Below are 17,720 nucleotides of genomic sequence, written 5' to 3'. Positions count from 1 at the left end.
AGCATCTTTCAATGCAATAAATATATAATTTGCATATAAAAGAACTTTATTATATGTTAATTAGATCTTGTTCTTTCTTTTCCAATATCTGATTAATTTTCTTTATAAAATTGTTAGTTATGTTTTGAATATCGTGTTGTAGTCTCCGTTCTATATCATGACTAATTAACTTATCTTTTAAAATACACTTTATTCTATCATTAGCATTACGACGAATGTTTCTAACACATACTCGACCTTGTTCTGCTACGTTTTTTGCTAGTTTTATATAATGTTTTCTTCTTTCTTCTGTCAAAATAGGAAGTACTATTTTTATAGCACTTCCTATAGAAATAGGATTTAAATTTAATTCAGAATTTTTAATAGCTTTTTCTACATCATTTTTAAGAGAAATGTCAAATAAATTAATTTTCAAAGTGTTAAAATTTTCTATAGCTATACTAGAAACTTTACATAATTGTACTTTTTTACCAAAATAATTTATGTAAATAGAATTTAAAATAGAAGGAGATGCTCTAGTTATACATAACGTACTAAGATGGTGTTTAAATAAAGTTATACAATTATCCATTTTTGTTATCGTAATTTTTTTAATGTTTTCAACCATAATAATTTCCTTAAAATATTTATCCGCGAAGTTAACATATGAAATATGTAATCTTTAAAACTTTGCATTATATATTTAAATTTCTAAAATTCAATTAACGTTCCTTCTTTTTTACCCTGTATAATCCGGCATAAAATTCCTGGATTATATATATTAAAAATACAAATGGGTAATTTATGATCTCTAGCTAATATAAAAGCAGATAAATCCATAACTTGTAATTCTTTAGTTAATACTTCATCATAGGTTATTGTTTTATATAACACCGAATTAATATTTTTTTTTGGATCGCTTGAATATACCCCGTTAACTTTAGTTCCTTTTAAAACAATATCGGCTTTTATTTCTATTGCGCGTAAACAAGCTGCCGAATCTGTAGTGAAACATGGATTTCCTAAACCTCCCGAAAATATCACTATGCATTTATTTTTTAACCAATTTATAGCTTTTTCATAGTGATAAATCTCGCATATTGAACCAATTGGAATTGAAGACATTAAATACGCATTAAGATTCATTTTTTTCATGGAATTGCACAATATCAATCCATTAATAATAGTGGATAACATACCTACATTATCAGAAACAATTTTATTAATGCCAAAACTTTTTAATTTTTCTCCTCGAAATATGTTTCCTCCACCGACAACAATACCTACTTGTATTCCTAAATTCACAACATCTTTTATTTCTTTTATAATACAATTTAATGCATCTATATCTATTCCAAATTTATTACTACCTTGTAAAAATTCACCACTTAATTTTATTAGTATACGTTTAAATCTAAATACTTTATTATTTTTTTTTTTCATATATAACTCATGACTAAATTAAATTTAAGAACATAATATTCTCTAAAACCTGTATTTCTTTAAATAAAAAGACATATTAACCGCCATTAGGCGGTTTATAAAAAAACGATTTATTATTTATTTTAAATTACATACTCCTCATAGTTAATAAAATCTTATTTACAAGCTAATTCTCCCACTTCAAATCGAACAAACGAAGCGATATCAATATTGTTTTCTATAACAATTTCACCCACAGTTTTTTGTGGATCAAATACAAAACTTTGACCAAACAATGATTTTTCATTAGAAAATTTAATCATTCTTCCTTTTACTATTTTTTCTACAATCGATTCAGGTTTATTAGATTGCATAGCTAATTCTAACTGTATTTTGTATTCTCGTTCTATAACAGAACTAGGGATCAAATCAGGTCGTAGATATTCAGGTTTACTAGAAGCAATATGCATAGCAATATTTTTCATCAACGTTTGATTACTTTGTGATGTAGTTTTTACTAGTACACCAATTCGATTATGATGTAAATAACTAGTAATATTTGTTCCATGCAATATTACTATGCGACGAATAATAATGTTTTCACTCAATTTCGAGACTAAATACATCCTTTCTTCTTCAAATAATGTTTTCAGTAATGATGAATCATCATTCGTTTGTAAAGTAATAGCACGATGTATTATGTTGTTTCCAAAAGAAAGAAAACTATCTTCTTTTGAAACAAAATCAGTTTCGCAATTTAGTTCTACCATAGCAGTACATTTATTATTAGCACCTATAAATATAACACCATGAGAAGTAAAAAAGGACTGTTTTTGCTTTGCTTTTACACGGCCTAATTTTCTTAAAACATCAACAGACTTTTCTATGTCTCCCTGCGTTTCTATCAACGCTTTTTTACAATCAAGTATCCCTGATCCAGTTTGAATACGCAATTTTTTTACTAAAAGTGCAGTAATTTTTTTCATTAAACATCCTTATATAAATTTTATCGCTTTAGTTATTAGATGTTACATTATGAGATTGATCGCGAAAACAACATTTTAATATAGTTTTAACAACAATACTAAGATATAAGTTGATTGCTCTGATAGCATCATCGTTACCTGGAATAATAAAATCTACACCATCAGGATTAGAATTAGTATCTACTATAGAAAATACTGGAATTTCTAAATTATTTGCTTCTCTTATAGCTATTTTTTCATGCTCTGCATCTATCACAAACAATGCGTCAGGTAAACTTCCCATATTTTTAATACCACCTAAACTATTTTCTAACTTCGATAATTCACGCATACGTAATAACGCTTCTTTTTTTGTCAATTTGTTAAAAGTTCCATCTTTAGATTGTATCTCTAAATCTTTTAATAACTTTATAGACTGACGCACTGTTTTCCAATTTGTTAACATTCCACCTAACCAACGACGATTGACATAAAATTGTTTGCAAGATATCGCAGAACTTTTAACTATTGCACTTGCTGCTTTTTTTGTACCTACAAACAATATTTTTCCTTTTTTTAATATAATCTTTTTTAATTCAGATAAAGCAACGTTAAACATTAACAAAGTCATTTCTAAATTTATAATATGAACTTTATTTTTTGATCCAAAAATAAAAGATTTCATTTTAGGATTCCAATAACGAGTTTGATGACCAAAATGTACACCTGCTTTTAACATATCTTTTATCGATATAACAGACATAAATACTCCAAAACGAATGTGAATTAGATTAACCAGATAATCTGACGTATTAAAAATTCCATTACATCATTGTCATTTTATACAAATATTTGCAAAATATACTCTACGTAATATGTCTTATTCATTAGAAATTTTTTAATATAATTTAATCTATAAAATAACATATATAGATAAATATACTCAAAATAGTACTAAACATGAAAATAATAAATTTTTTATTAAATAAGAATACTTATATTAAAAGATATAATTATCTAATGATATATGTTTTATCAAAAAACATTTATAATTGTATTTATAAAAAATAAACATATAAAAAATTATGACTACTATTTCTATTAAAAATGAAATTGAAATACAAAAGATGCGAGTAGTAGGAAAACTTGTAGCAGAAGTATTAGAAATGATTGAACAATATATTGAACCTAATATTTCTACAGGAGAATTAGATTCAATTTGTCATGATTACATAATAAATAAGCAACAAGCTAAACCAGCTTGCTTAGGATACAATGGATTTCCAAAATCTGTTTGTATTTCTGTTAACAACGTTGTATGCCATGGAATTCCTAATTACAGCGATAAATTAAATAATGGCGATATTATAAATATTGATGTTGCAATTATTAAAAATCAATATTATGGAGACGCATCTAAAATGTTTTTTGTAGGAAAACCCAACCCGCTAGGAAAACTATTATGCAAAGTAACCCTGGAAAGCTTATATTTATCGTTATACGCAGTAAAACCAGGAGTACACCTTAATAAAATCGGTACGATAATACAAAAACACGTAGAAAAACATAGTTTTTCTGTAGTAAAAGAATATTGCGGACATGGCATTGGAAGAAATTTTCACGAAGATCCTCAAATATTACATCATAATTATTATGACAATAAAAAAGTAATATTACAATCAGGCATGACATTTACAATAGAACCAATGGTAAATGCAGGGAATAGTCAAGTAAAATGTATGCATGATGGATGGACAATAAAAACACAAGATAATAGTTTATCTGCACAATATGAACATACTATTTTAGTAAATGAAAAAGGATGCGAAATACTAACAATACAAAAAGAAGAAAAAATACCAAAGATATTGAACAATTGTGATTAATATATAATCTTCAGAAGTTGATATTAATTATTTACGTTACATTTTTAAATAATTAACTTTCTCTTAAACACAAATAAAATTATGACTACATATGAAAAACTTAAAAAAAATAATTAAATATACATTTGAAAATAAAAATAATATTGATTTTAAAAATATTGATAACACTACTACCAATGCTATTAATCAAGTAATATCCATGTTAGACCAAGGAATATTGCGAACTGCAGAAAAAATTAAAAATAACTGGATTACTCATCAATGGATAAAGCAAGCTATTTTACTTTATTTTTGTATACAAAAAAATAATCTTATTAAAAACAATGAAACGCAATACTATGATAAAATTAAATTGAAGTATTCTGAATACCAAGAAAAACATTTTATTCGAGACAAAATAAGAATAGTACCTCCAGCATCAATCCGATATGGTTCTTTTATTGGACAAAATACAATTTTGATGCCTTCTTTTATAAATATCGGAGCGTACGTTGATTCAGGAACCATGATAGATACATGGGCAACCGTCGGATCTTGTGCACAAATAGGAAAAAATGTACATTTATCAGGCGGGGTAGGAATAGGAGGTGTATTAGAACCATTACAAAATAACCCAACAATTATTGAAGATAACTGTTTCATTGGAGCTAGATCAGAAATTGTTGAAGGAGTAATTATTGAATCAGGATCAGTAATTTCAATGGGTGTTTACATCGGTCAAAGTACTAAAATTTACGATAGAAAAAATAAAACCATCTCTTATGGAAGAATTCCAAAAGGATCTGTAGTAGTTCCAGGAAGTTTACCATCCAAAAACAAAGATTATAATCTCTACTGTGCTGTTATCGTAAAAAGCGTAGACGAAACAACATTAAAAAAAACCGAAATTAATAATATTTTAAGAAATATTGATTAAAATTCATTTCTTAAAAACTCCAACAATTGTTTAAATAAAAAACCTACCTAAAAAAATATAATATTTTTATTATTTCTCTAGGTAGGTTGTACTAATTTAGTCTTTCATAACTAAATATATCATCTCATTACCACGCTTAACATGAAAAACTAATGCTTCTGGTTTCATGCGGAGTAATTGTCTAAAATCTTCTAAAGATGATATAGAATTCTTATTAATATCAATAATAATGTCATTTTTTCTTAAGCCTATGCGAAAAGCTGCTGTGTTTTTTTCAACATATTCAACATAAATTCCCTTTTTTTGTCCATTTAAATAAAAATCACTTAATTCAGCTCCTGCTATATCAGGACATAAATCTGAAGAATAAACTTTATTTGTTACATACGGTTTTAATTCCACTATGACGGACTGCAAACTTCCGCTTCTTAATAAACCTAATTCCATTTTTGTATTCGCTGGTAAAGAAGCTACTTCAGCTCGTAATGCTAAAAAACTAAAAACAGGTTTTTTGTTTAAAGAAACAATCACGTCTCCAGGTTTTATTCCTGCAATATCAGCTGATGATTTTAGCAAAACTCGACTAACAAAAGCTCCTCTATGCACATTTAATTTCATTACTTTCGCTAAATCAGAATTAAGTTCAATACCCATAATTCCTAATTCATTACGATGAACTTGACCATAAGCTATCATCTGATTAGTCAAACTTTTAACTATATTAGTTGGAATTGCAAATCCTATACCTATGTTTCCACCATCTGGAGCTAAAATAGCCGTATTAATTCCAATTAATTCTCCTTGTAAATTAATTAATGCTCCTCCAGAATTACCTCTATTAATAGCTGCGTCAGTTTGAATAAAATTTTCATAATGTTCAATATTTAATCCACTACGATTCAAAGCCGAAATAATTCCTGACGTGACAGTTTCACCTAATCCATAAGGATTTCCAATAGCAACAACATAATCCCCTACTTTTAATAAATTCGAGTCAGACATCTGTATTTCTTTTAAATTCTTGATTTCATCTAATTGAATTAAAGCAATATCGAAACGCGCGTCTCTACCAATCACTTTAGCATTATACTGACTACCATTACTCAATTGAACTTGAATTTTATTAGCATGATCAACAACATGATTGTTAGTAACCACATATCCTTTGCTAGAATTAATAATTACTCCAGATCCTAATGCACGAAATTTATCTTGATTGGAATCATCATTAAAATCATCTTGGCACAACGGAGAATCCTTCAATAAAGACTCTGTTTGGCAAAACGGAAACATATTTCCAAAAAAAGATTTAAATCGATGAGGAGGAGCATAAGAACTATGAATAGCAGTACTACCTTCAACGTTTATGCTTACAACAGAAGGCATCACTCGTTCTATCATCGGTGCTAAACTGGTATTCATAAATTCTAAACGCGGAATAGCATGAAAAGATGATGGGGTATTCCATGATAAACCTAAGTTTAGAACTAAAATTGTAAATATAGATACTATGCGTAATACTAACTCTTTAATTTTCATTTTTTTCTCATAATTTAATTAATACTAGGTATTATAAAATTAAAGCTAAATTATTATATTTTACTTAATTGTATGGAATAAATTATGTTAACAGAAAAATCAATGAACTCTATAAATTTAGAAGTATACTTTATATAACTCAACGATGTTTTTCTTTCTATAAAGATTTTAACATACATAAAATGTTAATCTAAATATAAAATTTATATAATATTAATATAAACATTCGAATACACAGTTACATTTTTTTATTTTAATTTGATATAGTAATATGATATGCATTATAATACTTTTGCATAAAAAATATGTATAAAAAAATAAATTTATATATCACCAATATTTTTAACAATTTTCATTAAAACTCGCATAATATACAATAACTGTTGTAATCAACGATTACATAATTTCAATTAAATAACTTTATTATATTCGCCTCTAAAATATATGAATATTCCATATCAATATAACTTTTTTAAAATGTTTAGAAAAATTGTAAAAATATATTTTAAAAACATTTTTTTTTTGCTTATATTTCTATACATAAATTCATATAAAAAAGAAAAAACAAAAACAATTTATTTGTCTGGAAAAACTATGGGAACAACATGGCAAATAAACCTTATCAACACATATTCAAATGAAAAAAAATTAATAAAAGAAATTAATCAACAAGTATATTATGATAACAAAGAATTATCTTTTTGGGAAAAAAATTCTAAAATTTTAAAATTTAACAATTATCACGGCACTAAACCTCAACGCATTAGCAAAAACTTTGCAAAAATCATGTTAACAGCATTATTAGTAGGAAAAAAAACATCTTACGCTTTAGATGTTACTATAGGAAAATTAGTAAATATATGGGGTTTCGGACCAAAAAAACCTCCAAAAAACATTCCTAAATCAAAAACAATTAAAAACGCATTATTATCGACAGGATTGAAAAATATACAACTTATTAAAAAAAATAAAAAATATTACTTAAAAAAAAACATAAAAAAAATAACATTAGATTTTTCTACACTAGGAGAAGGCTTCATTGCTGATCATTTAAGAGAACTACTCATAACGAAAGGAATAAAAGATTTTGTTATTTCTGTTGGAGGAGCAATTACTACTCATAGTAAAAACAATTTTTCTAATCCTAAAATAATAGCTATACAAAAACCAACCGACGAAAAAATTAACATTCATATGATTGTAAAATTATATAATCATGCCATCAGTACATCTGGTACTTATAGAAATTATTATTATCTAAAAGGAAAAAAAATTGTACATTTACTTGATCCTACTACAGGATATCCCACTAAAACTGATTTAGTTTCAGTAAGTGTAATCACAAAATCAGCATTAGAATCAGATGCATGGGATACAGGATTAATGATATTAGGATTTGAAAAAGCTAAACAGTTAGCTATTAAAGAAAAATTAGCAGTATGTTTAATAAAAGAACATAGATCTAAATTATTTACATGGATTTCGCCTCAATTTCATTTTTTTTTAAAAAAAGATTTCTAAACACATTTATTTTTTTGAATAACAATATCTTATGCTATACAATTTAACAACATTAAAAATTAAAACTAATAACAATAATAGATAATAAACGAAAAAAATTTTAATATTAAAGCTAATATATATCGATTTATATTTAAAAACAAAATTGGAGAAAAAATGGAAATTCTATCAGGATCTGAAATGGTTATTCAATCACTGATTGACCAAGGTATTCAACATATTTTCGGATACCCAGGAGGAGCAGTATTAGATATATACGATTCTCTAAAATCCACTAAAAAAATTCAACATATTTTAGTTCGCCACGAACAAGGAGCAACACATATGGCTGATGGGTATGCGCGAGCTACTGGAAAGGTAGGAGTCGTTTTAGTAACTTCTGGACCTGGGGCAACTAACGCTATAACAGGTATTGCTACAGCATATATGGATTCCATTCCTATAGTAGTAATATCAGGACAAGTAGCATCTTCTTTAATAGGATATGATGCATTTCAAGAATGCGACATGATAGGAATTTCGAGACCAATAGTAAAACATAGTTTTTTAGTAAAAAAAACAGAAGATATTCCCATTACTTTCAAAAAAGCGTTTTGGTTAGCGTCTAGTGGCCGACCAGGTCCAATAGTTATCGATCTTCCAAAAGACATTCTCAATTCAAATAATAAAAAACCATATATATGGCCTAAAGAAGTGAATATAAGATCCTACAATCCCATCATTAAAGGACATCCAGGTCAAATAAAAAAAGCTATCGATATTTTAAAAACAGCAAAACGACCCGTAATCTATATAGGAGGTGGAGTTGTTAGTTCTAATAGTCATGTAGAACTAAAAAAATTTGTAGAAACACTTAATATTCCAGTTACCACTTCTTTAATGGCTTTAGGTGCATTTCCTGGAAACCATCCCCAAAATCTACATATGTTGGGTATGCATGGTACCTACGAAGCTAATATGGCTATGCATCATTCAGATGTAATTTTAGCGATTGGAGTAAGATTTGATGATAGAACTACTAATAATGTAAACAAGTATTGTCCTAATGCAACAATTATACATATCGATATTGATCCTACTTCTATATCAAAAACTATTACTACACATGTTCCAATTGTAGGAAACGCAAAAAATATCTTGAAACAAATGTTACAATTCATAAAAAATAACATGCTTATACAAGAATTTTGCTGTTTAAAAAAATGGTGGATAAAAATTCATAGTTGGAAAGATATAAATAGTTTGCACTTTGATACAGACAATAATAACATAAAACCACAAAATGTGATTCAAACGATCTGGAAACTTACTCAAGGACAAGCTTACATTACATCAGACGTTGGACAACATCAAATGTTTGCAGCATTATATTATCCTTTTTTTAAACCGAGAAGATGGATTAATTCAGGTGGTTTAGGAACTATGGGATTTGGATTACCAGCAGCACTAGGTGTTAAACTAGCATTTCCAAAAGAAATTGTTATTTGTATCACTGGAGATGGAAGTATCCAAATGAACATTCAAGAACTATCCACAGCTATGCAATATGAATTGCCAGTATTAATATTAAATTTAAACAACAAATCTTTAGGGATGGTAAGACAATGGCAAGATATAATTTATTCAGGTCGACATTCTCATTCTTATATGAAATCACTTCCAAATTTTATAAAATTAGCTGAGTCCTATGGTCATATAGGAATTTCCATCCAACACCCTAAAGATCTAGAACAAAAATTAAAATTATCTCTAGAAGAACTAAGTAAAGGACATTTAGTTTTTGTTGATATTACTATTGATGCTTCAGAACATGTATATCCCATGCAAATTCGAGATGGCGGGATGAACAATATGCTATTAAGGAAAAAAGAAAAATAAATCTTATGAAAAGAATTATATCTATTTTATTAGAAAACGAATCTGGAGCGTTATCAAGAGTAGTAGGTTTGTTTTCGCAACGAGGATACAACATAGACAGTATTACTGTAGCACCAACAGAAGATCCGTCTTTATCAAAAATGACAATACAAACAATGGGAGACGAAAAAATAATCGAACAAATCGAAAAACAACTACACAAATTAATTGATGTTTTAAGAGTTACTGAAATAGAATACGAAAATTATTTAGAACGAGAAATTATATTAGTGAAAATTAAAAGTACAACTAGTATGATTCGAAAAGAACTAAAACACATTACAGATATTTTTCAAGGAAAAATCGTAAACGTTACATCTTTACATTATACTGTACAATTATCAGGAACTAGTAATAAATTAGACTCATACTTAGCAGTCATACGAGATATATCGGAAATTATTGAAATTTCTCGTTCAGGAATCATAAGCATCTCTAGAAACTAACGCTTATAATTTACGTTTGAAGATAATTTAAAAAATAACGTTATAAAAATCATTTTTTTAAAATATCTTTCTTATTGTACTAATTTTTCTAAACATATATATCAATAAGAACAAAAACTATAAAAATTACATCATTAGAATATTGAAGTGCTGAACTATAACTATGAACAATATACATTTAACTCATATTCCTGTTCTAAAAGAAGAAGCTATTACATCGTTAAACATTAAACAAAATGGAATTTATATTGACTGTACATTTGGATGCGGAGGTCATTCAAAAGAAATATTAAAAAATTTAAACCAAAATGGAAAATTATATGCTATTGATAAAGATCCATTTTCCATCAATATAGCATCTAAAATTCAAGATCATAGATTCTATTTTATTTCAGATAATTTCTCTAACGCTTTACAATATTTCCAAGAAACAAATATAACAAAAAAAGTCGATGGAATACTATTAGATTTAGGAGTATCATCTATACAAATTAGTAATTCCAATCGAGGATTTTCTTTTTTATTAAACGGACCACTGGACATGCGTATGAATCCAAAGATAGGAATAACAGCATCGCAATGGTTAATGAGAGCCAATATTAAATCGATTACAAACGTACTATATGAATTTGGAGAAGAACGTTTTGCAAAAAGAATAGCCAATCAAATTGTAAGACAAAGAAAAATTAAACCAATTGTTAAAACTTTGGAATTAGCTGATCTCATAAAAAATATTGTTCCAAGAAGGAATAAACACCCTGCTACGAGAACTTTTCAAGCTATCAGAATACATATTAACCAAGAATTAATGGAACTTAAGAAAGTCCTAAAATATGCGTTAACACTATTAAATTCTGGAGGTCGACTCGTAATAATTAGTTTTCATTCATTAGAAGATCGTATAGTTAAAAAATTTTTTATAAAAAACAGCAATACACCTTTGATTCCTATGGGAATTGCTATTAATGAAATACAATTAAAGAACCTAAAAAAAACAAAATTAAAAATTATTAATAAAATTATACCAACTAAAAACGAAATTAAAAAAAATCTGAAATCACGTAGCGCAATTTTAAGAACCTCGGAAAAAACATAGATGAATGACGATATTTATAATTTACCTAAAATAATTTTTAATGATGTTATAAACATACACAAACAAGTATTAATTTTACTTATAATCATTACAGTTTTTTCAATATTAATTATTACTACAGTTCATAAAACAAGATTACTAATTGCACAAGGAGAACGATTAAATATTATTCAAAAGAAAGCAGAAATAGAGTGGAATAATTTAATTTTAGAAAGAAACTTGTTATCCTCCCATAGAAAAATCGAAAAAAATGCTATAGAAAAATTAAATATGATCTATATTAACCCATTAGAAGAAAATATTTTTTCACAATAATTACTGAAACAATAGGAAATGTACAAATTCATGAAATATTTTTTTAACAACATTCCATTTAGTTATCTAAAAAAAAAATTGTTGTTTCAATCATAGACTTATTATACTGCTTAGCATAATTACTATTTCTATCGTTATAATTTTACTTAAAATAACTATATTGCAACTATTTAAAACTAAACAATTAATTAAAGAAAGCGATTTAAGATCGTCAAGAATACAAGTAGAAATAAATTCAAGAGGAACTATTAAAGATAGATCGGGAAATATATTAGCTCTAAGTATACCTACAAATAACATTTGTATTGATCCAAAAGTATTTTTTTTAAAAAAAAAATAGTTATAAATGCGCAGTGGAAAGCGTTATCAAAAGTACTATCCACTCCTCTAGAAAAAATCATATATAAAATTAATCATTTTAAAAACAATCGCTTTACATATCTAGCACGAAAAGTTAGTCCAGAAATTGGGGAATATATAAAAAAATTAAACTTACCAGGCGTATATATTATTGAAGATTTCAAGCGATATTACCCTTCTGGAAAAATAGTTTCGCAATTAATTGGATTCACTAACACAGATGGAATAGGAATCGAAGGAATAGAAAAAAGTTTTAACAAAATACTTCAAGGAGTGCCAGGTAAAAGAAAAATTAGAACCGATAAGTTTGGAAATATTATCGAAAGTGTTTCATTAATTAAAAAAAATGTGCCGCGCAATATAAATCTTAGTATAGACATACGATTACAAACAATTATATACCGCGAACTAAGTCATGCTGTTAGTTTTCATAAAGCTCAATCTGGAACGGCTATTTTGACAAATATTAAAACTGGAGAAATTCTAGCTATGGTCAATAGTCCTGCATACAATCCCAATAATTTAAAAAAAATACCTATGGATTTAATTCGTAATAGAGCCGTTACTGACGTATTCGAACCTGGATCAACAGTTAAACCAATGGTAATTATGAAAGCGCTACAAAAAAAAATAATAACACCAAAATCTATTATTGATACAACACCATTCGTAATAGATAAACACATAATAAAAGATGTTTCGTATAATAAACAATTATCAGTTACTGATATTTTAAAAAAATCAAGCAATACAGGTGTATCTAAAATAGCACTATCTATGTCAAAATCTGAATTAATCGATATTTATTCCAGATTTGGTTTAGGAAAATTGACGAAGTCAGGATTGATAGGAGAAAAAAAAGGAATTTATCCCAAAAAAAAACATTGGTCTAACTTAGACAAAGTAACATTTTCTTTTGGATATGGATTGATGGTTACACCACTACAATTAGTTAACGTATATACAATTATGGGTAGGTATGGATTATACAAACCATTATCTATTATTAAAACTAATAACAAAAAAAACGAAAAGCAAATATTTTCCAAATCTTTAGTAAAAATCGTATTAAACATGCTCGAATCAGTAACTCAACCAGGAGGTGTAGGAGTAAAAGCAGCAATTAAAGGCTATAAAGTTGCTGTAAAAACAGGTACTGCAAAAAAAGTCGATTCGCACGGAAAATACGTAAATAGATATGTATCATATGCAGTAGGACTTGCTCCAATTAGTAATCCGCAATTTTCCTTGCTTGTAATGATTAATGATCCACGAGCAGGACAATACTATGGAGGCACTATTTCTGCTCCAGTATTTAGTACAATTATGAGCTTTGCATTAAAAATTATTAATATTAAACCTGATAATTTATTTATATATTAAATAAATCACAATATTTTGGATTAGAAAATGAGCAAGAACCTAAAAACCCTATTACAACCTTGGACTAAGATAGTACAATCATATAATATAACTGGAATAGCATCAGATAGTCGAAAAATTACTACAGGAAACTTATTCTGTGCACTACAAGGAAATACTTGTCATGGAAAAAAATTTATACAAGAAGCTATTGATAATGGAGCGATAGCTATTCTTTGCGAAATAAAAAAAAAGAACGTCACGGACATATAACATATACAAATAAAAACATTCCAGTGATTCATTTTTTAAAATTGTCTAAAAATTTGTCCAAAATATCTAATAGATATTATGAAGTGAACGAAAAATTAACACTTATTGGAGTCACTGGAACTAACGGAAAAAGTACCGTGACTCACATTATTGCTCAATGGAATTACTTACTAAACCAAAGAATAGGAATTATGGGAAGTCTAGGAAACGGAACTTATAATGATCTAAAACCGTCTAAAAATACAACTGATTCTCCTATAAATATACAAAAATTCTTAAAAAAAATGTTGATAAACAACATAAAAACAATTGCTATGGAAATATCTTCGCATGGAATCGCACAACATAGAGTGTCAGATTTAAATTTTTCTATAGCAATTTTGACAAATATCACATCAGACCACTTAGACTATCATAAAACTGTAGAAAACTATGTTAAAGCAAAGTGGACTTTTTTTTCTAAAAATAATATCAACACATTCATAATTAATATAGACAACAATATTGGAAAACTATGGACAAAAAGATTATCTAAAAAAAGAACTATCGTCGTAAGTATAAATAAAAACTTTAATTACTCATTATTCAAACGATGGATACATGCATATCATATAATATATGATACAAATCATACTTATATTTACTTTAAATCTAGTTGGGGAAAAGGATTATTAAAAAGCCAATTAATTGGAAACTTTAACGTTACTAATTTACTACTAGCTTTAGTTGCATTATTAGACTTAGGATTTTCATTGTCTTCTCTGATAAACGTATGCGAGCATATAACAGCTGTTCCTGGTAGGATGCAATTTCTTAAAGTTCCAAATAAACCAAATATTATAATTGATTATGCGCACAATGAAGATGCCTTTAAAAATGTACTACAAACTGTTCGTGAAATATGTCATTACAATATATGGTGTGTATTTGGATGTGGAGGAAATAGAGACAAATTCAAAAGATCCCTAATGGGAAAGATTTCTGAAGAGATTGCTAATAAAATAATTCTAACTAATGACAATCCCAGAAATGAAAATCCAAAAGAAATTATAAAAGATATCACACAAAAAATTCAAAACAAAAAAAATATACATATTATATTAGATCGAAAACAAGCAATTAAATTTGCCATAAGGAATGCTAACATCAATGACTACATAGTTGTATTAGGAAAAGGTCATGAAAGACATCAAATAATAAAAAATAAGACTTACTATTTTTCTGACTATGAAATAATTAAAAAACTATTGGAAAAAAAATATGATACCAATATCTTTTTATCAAGTATGTCGTATCACAAAAGGTTACTTTTTTAACAAAAATAATGTAAAAATAAATAACCTAATTTTTCACGTCATAAGTACTGATTCAAGAACAATTACTCCAGGGTGTTTATTTATCGCTTTGATTGGAAAAAATTTCAATGCACATGATTTCGTTTATGAAGCAATAAAAAAAGGAGCTAAAGCAGTAGTGTTAGAAAATAAACTTGATATCAATTTACCACAAATAATTGTGCAAAATACCACTTCAGCCTTAGGAAAGATAGCATTCTGGATTAGACAAAAAAGCAATGCTAGCATCATAGCATTAACTGGATCTTCCGGAAAAACATCTGTAAAAGAAATTACTACTTCTATCTTGCAATGTTATGGAAAAACTTTATCTACCTTTAAGAATTTTAACAATAATATTGGAGTGCCATTAACTCTACTAAACCTTGATCTATCATATAAATACGCTGTGATTGAAATCGGGGCTAATCATCCTAAAGAAATTTTATATGCAACACAATTAACCAATCCTAATATTGTATTAATAAACAATATTTATTATTCGCATTTAAATGGATTTAAATCTTTATTAGGAATTTCTAAATCAAAGCAAGAAATTCTTTGTACATTACCTGAAACTGGTACAGCTATATTTAATGCTGATAGTCATCATTGGTCAAGATGGAAAAAAAGTATAAAAAATCAAAACATTATTTGGTTTTCAATAAAAAAAAAAAGCCAACTTTTTGCAAGTAACATCGTTATTAGTAATACAGGTTCGTCTTTTATTCTACATTCTCCAAATGGAGTTATAAATATTAATTTACCTTTACTTGGATTTCATAGTATTTCTAATGCTCTAGCTGCAGCCGCTATAGCAACAGCATTAAACATTCCGCTTCAATTCATTCAACTGGGATTATCTAAAATTCCAATACTCTCAGGTAGATTAGAAACTATTACACTAAGCCAATATAAAACTATTATAAACGATACTTATAACGCTAATGTTGCATCAATGATTGTAGCAATTAAAGTATTAGAAAACATGCCTGGATATAAAATTTTTGTATCTGGTGATATGTCTGAATTAGGAAAAATGAGTATTATGTATCATAAAATAATTGGTAATGCCATTTATATATCTGACGTAAACGAAGTTATGAGCGTGGGAAAATTAAGTAAATCTATCAGTATTAATAGTAAAAAAGGAAATCATTATACTAATGTTAATGCATTAATTAAAGATTTAACTAAAAAAATTTTTATATATGAAAAGATCACAATTTTGATCAAAGGATCTAGAAGCGAAAATCTAGAAAGAGTAGTAAACAAATTAGTTGAGGAATATAATTATGATCGAATTCATCATTAAATGCTATTTTCATATAAATTTTAATAAGACATCATATTTAGTTTATCGTTCTATTATTAGTTTACTAACATCACTATTTTTTTCTCTAATAGTAGGATCGCACCTAATCAAATTTTTAAACAAACACCAAATATACCAAACTATTCGAAGTAATGGGCCTAAAATACATATTAACAAAAAATGTACGCCTACTATGGGAGGGGTACTTATATTATCTTCTATCATTGTATCTACTTTATTATGGTCTAATTTATCAAACATATATATATGGTATGCACTAATGATTTTAATAGGATTTGGTGTAGTAGGATTTATAGATGATTATAAAAAAATTTACTTCAACACATCCACGGGTTTACAACCTCGATGGAAGTTCTTTTTTCTATCCATAATTACTATTCTTGTTATTACCTTAATGTATCATAATAATAACAATAATTTTATAATTCAATTAATATGTCCTATCCAAGAAAATGTTGTTATAAACATAGGTATAGCATATATATTTTTATCATATGTTATATTGATAGGTTCTAGTAACGCTGTAAACTTAACAGACGGGTTAGACGGGTTAGCCATTGTTCCTGTCATCTCAATAACTGTAGGATTGTATTTACTATCATTTATTTCTGGAAATTCATATTACTCAACACACTTGAATATCGTATATATTCCTAGCGCAGAAGAGCTAACTGTTCTTTGCTCAGCCATTATAGGATCAGGATTAGGATTTTTATGGTTTAATACCTATCCAGCACAAATATTTATGGGCGATATAGGATCTCTATCTTTAGGAGGAGTAATTGGAATAATAGCAATATTACTACACCAAGAAATAATATTTTTCATTATGAGTGGAATTTTTATACTTGAAACTACGTCAGTCATAATTCAAGTGACATACTTTAAGTTAAAGAAAAAAAGAATGTTCAAAATGACTCCTATTCATCATCATTACGAATTAAAAGGTTATCCAGAACCAAGAATAGCAGTAAGATTTTGGATTATATCTTTAGTATTCGTGTTGTTAGGATGTTCTTTCATATTTAAGGTCAATTAAAAATGTATAATTAT

The 17,720-nt window shown here is 27.2% G+C and carries 18 protein-coding genes and 1 pseudogene; 14 read left to right on the top strand and 5 right to left on the bottom strand.

The annotated features are described in order from the left end of the window. Positions 1-49: 49 nt before the first annotated feature. From frr to rpsB, 4 genes are all read right to left on the bottom strand, one after another. Complete coding sequence (gene frr / locus U0T55_01090) at positions 50-607, bottom strand: ribosome recycling factor (GenBank protein XBC43013.1); 558 nt, start codon at positions 605-607, stop codon at positions 50-52. Positions 608-690: 83 nt separating this feature from the next. Continuing rightward, complete coding sequence (gene pyrH, locus U0T55_01085; protein XBC43012.1) at positions 691-1,422, bottom strand: UMP kinase; 732 nt, start codon at positions 1,420-1,422, stop codon at positions 691-693. A gap of 155 nt (positions 1,423-1,577) precedes the next feature. Continuing rightward, entirely contained in the window at positions 1,578-2,387 is an 810-nt protein-coding gene (gene tsf / locus U0T55_01080) for a translation elongation factor Ts (protein XBC43011.1), read from the bottom strand. Positions 2,388-2,415: 28 nt separating this feature from the next. Beyond that, the gene (gene rpsB, locus U0T55_01075; protein XBC43010.1) at positions 2,416-3,129 is read right to left on the bottom strand and encodes a 30S ribosomal protein S2; all 714 of its coding nucleotides are present in this window, start codon (positions 3,127-3,129) and stop codon (positions 2,416-2,418) included. Between the two features lie 322 nt (positions 3,130-3,451). Here rpsB and map point away from each other — a divergent pair, with 322 nt between their 5' ends. Further along, the gene (gene map / locus U0T55_01070; protein ID XBC43009.1) at positions 3,452-4,252 is read left to right on the top strand and encodes a type I methionyl aminopeptidase; all 801 of its coding nucleotides are present in this window, start codon (positions 3,452-3,454) and stop codon (positions 4,250-4,252) included. 91 nt (positions 4,253-4,343) lie between these two features. Further along, complete coding sequence (dapD, locus tag U0T55_01065; GenBank protein XBC43008.1) at positions 4,344-5,168, top strand: 2,3,4,5-tetrahydropyridine-2,6-dicarboxylate N-succinyltransferase; 825 nt, start codon at positions 4,344-4,346, stop codon at positions 5,166-5,168. Between the two features lie 96 nt (positions 5,169-5,264). Here dapD and U0T55_01060 read toward each other — a convergent pair whose 3' ends face one another. After that, positions 5,265-6,707, bottom strand: coding sequence for a Do family serine endopeptidase (locus U0T55_01060; GenBank protein ID XBC43007.1), 1,443 nt, complete (start codon positions 6,705-6,707; stop codon positions 5,265-5,267). A gap of 594 nt (positions 6,708-7,301) precedes the next feature. Between U0T55_01060 and U0T55_01055 the strand changes: the two genes are divergently transcribed. The 12 genes and pseudogenes from U0T55_01055 (at position 7,302) to mraY (ending at position 17,706) form a co-directional block, all read left to right on the top strand. Continuing rightward, a complete protein-coding gene (locus U0T55_01055) occupies positions 7,302-8,228 on the top strand; it encodes an FAD:protein FMN transferase (GenBank protein ID XBC43006.1) in 927 nt (308 codons plus the stop codon). A 156-nt stretch (positions 8,229-8,384) separates the two neighbouring features. After that, positions 8,385-10,106 carry an acetolactate synthase 3 large subunit gene (locus U0T55_01050; GenBank protein ID XBC43005.1) on the top strand — a complete coding sequence of 574 codons (1,722 nt, stop codon included), beginning with the start codon at positions 8,385-8,387 and terminating at the stop codon, positions 10,104-10,106. Between the two features lie 5 nt (positions 10,107-10,111). Beyond that, the gene (gene ilvN, locus U0T55_01045; protein XBC43004.1) at positions 10,112-10,591 is read left to right on the top strand and encodes an acetolactate synthase small subunit; all 480 of its coding nucleotides are present in this window, start codon (positions 10,112-10,114) and stop codon (positions 10,589-10,591) included. Between the two features lie 163 nt (positions 10,592-10,754). Beyond that, positions 10,755-11,687 (top strand): 16S rRNA (cytosine(1402)-N(4))-methyltransferase RsmH, encoded by a 933-nt coding sequence (gene rsmH / locus U0T55_01040; protein ID XBC43003.1) that lies wholly within the window; start codon positions 10,755-10,757, stop codon positions 11,685-11,687. Further along, entirely contained in the window at positions 11,688-12,002 is a 315-nt protein-coding gene (gene ftsL / locus U0T55_01035; protein XBC43002.1) for a cell division protein FtsL, read from the top strand. A 160-nt stretch (positions 12,003-12,162) separates the two neighbouring features. After that, positions 12,163-12,342: a hypothetical protein gene (locus U0T55_01030; GenBank protein ID XBC43001.1), complete on the top strand. Its 180-nt coding sequence runs from the start codon at positions 12,163-12,165 to the stop codon at positions 12,340-12,342. Continuing rightward, a pseudogene (locus U0T55_01025) lies at positions 12,321-12,632 on the top strand (peptidoglycan glycosyltransferase FtsI). The gene U0T55_01030 and the pseudogene U0T55_01025 overlap by 22 nt, the downstream one beginning before the upstream one ends. Before the next feature lie 3 nt (positions 12,633-12,635). Beyond that, positions 12,636-13,745: a penicillin-binding transpeptidase domain-containing protein gene (locus U0T55_01020; protein XBC43000.1), complete on the top strand. Its 1,110-nt coding sequence runs from the start codon at positions 12,636-12,638 to the stop codon at positions 13,743-13,745. Between the two features lie 27 nt (positions 13,746-13,772). After that, positions 13,773-13,997 (top strand): Mur ligase domain-containing protein, encoded by a 225-nt coding sequence (locus tag U0T55_01015; GenBank protein ID XBC42999.1) that lies wholly within the window; start codon positions 13,773-13,775, stop codon positions 13,995-13,997. After that, entirely contained in the window at positions 13,961-15,313 is a 1,353-nt protein-coding gene (locus tag U0T55_01010) for a UDP-N-acetylmuramoyl-L-alanyl-D-glutamate--2,6-diaminopimelate ligase (protein XBC42998.1), read from the top strand. The genes U0T55_01015 and U0T55_01010 overlap by 37 nt, the downstream gene beginning before the upstream one ends. Then, entirely contained in the window at positions 15,258-16,646 is a 1,389-nt protein-coding gene (gene murF / locus U0T55_01005) for a UDP-N-acetylmuramoyl-tripeptide--D-alanyl-D-alanine ligase (protein ID XBC42997.1), read from the top strand. The genes U0T55_01010 and murF overlap by 56 nt, the downstream gene beginning before the upstream one ends. Then, positions 16,627-17,706, top strand: coding sequence for a phospho-N-acetylmuramoyl-pentapeptide-transferase (gene mraY / locus U0T55_01000; GenBank protein ID XBC42996.1), 1,080 nt, complete (start codon positions 16,627-16,629; stop codon positions 17,704-17,706). Before murF ends, mraY begins: the two co-directional genes overlap by 20 nt. Positions 17,707-17,720 lie beyond the last annotated feature (14 nt).

This window comes from Buchnera aphidicola (Kaburagia rhusicola ensigallis) (assembly GCA_039830025.1).
Classification (GTDB): domain Bacteria; phylum Pseudomonadota; class Gammaproteobacteria; order Enterobacterales; family Enterobacteriaceae; genus Buchnera_B; species Buchnera_B aphidicola_AW.
This window is presented reverse-complemented; position numbering and strand designations above follow the sequence as displayed.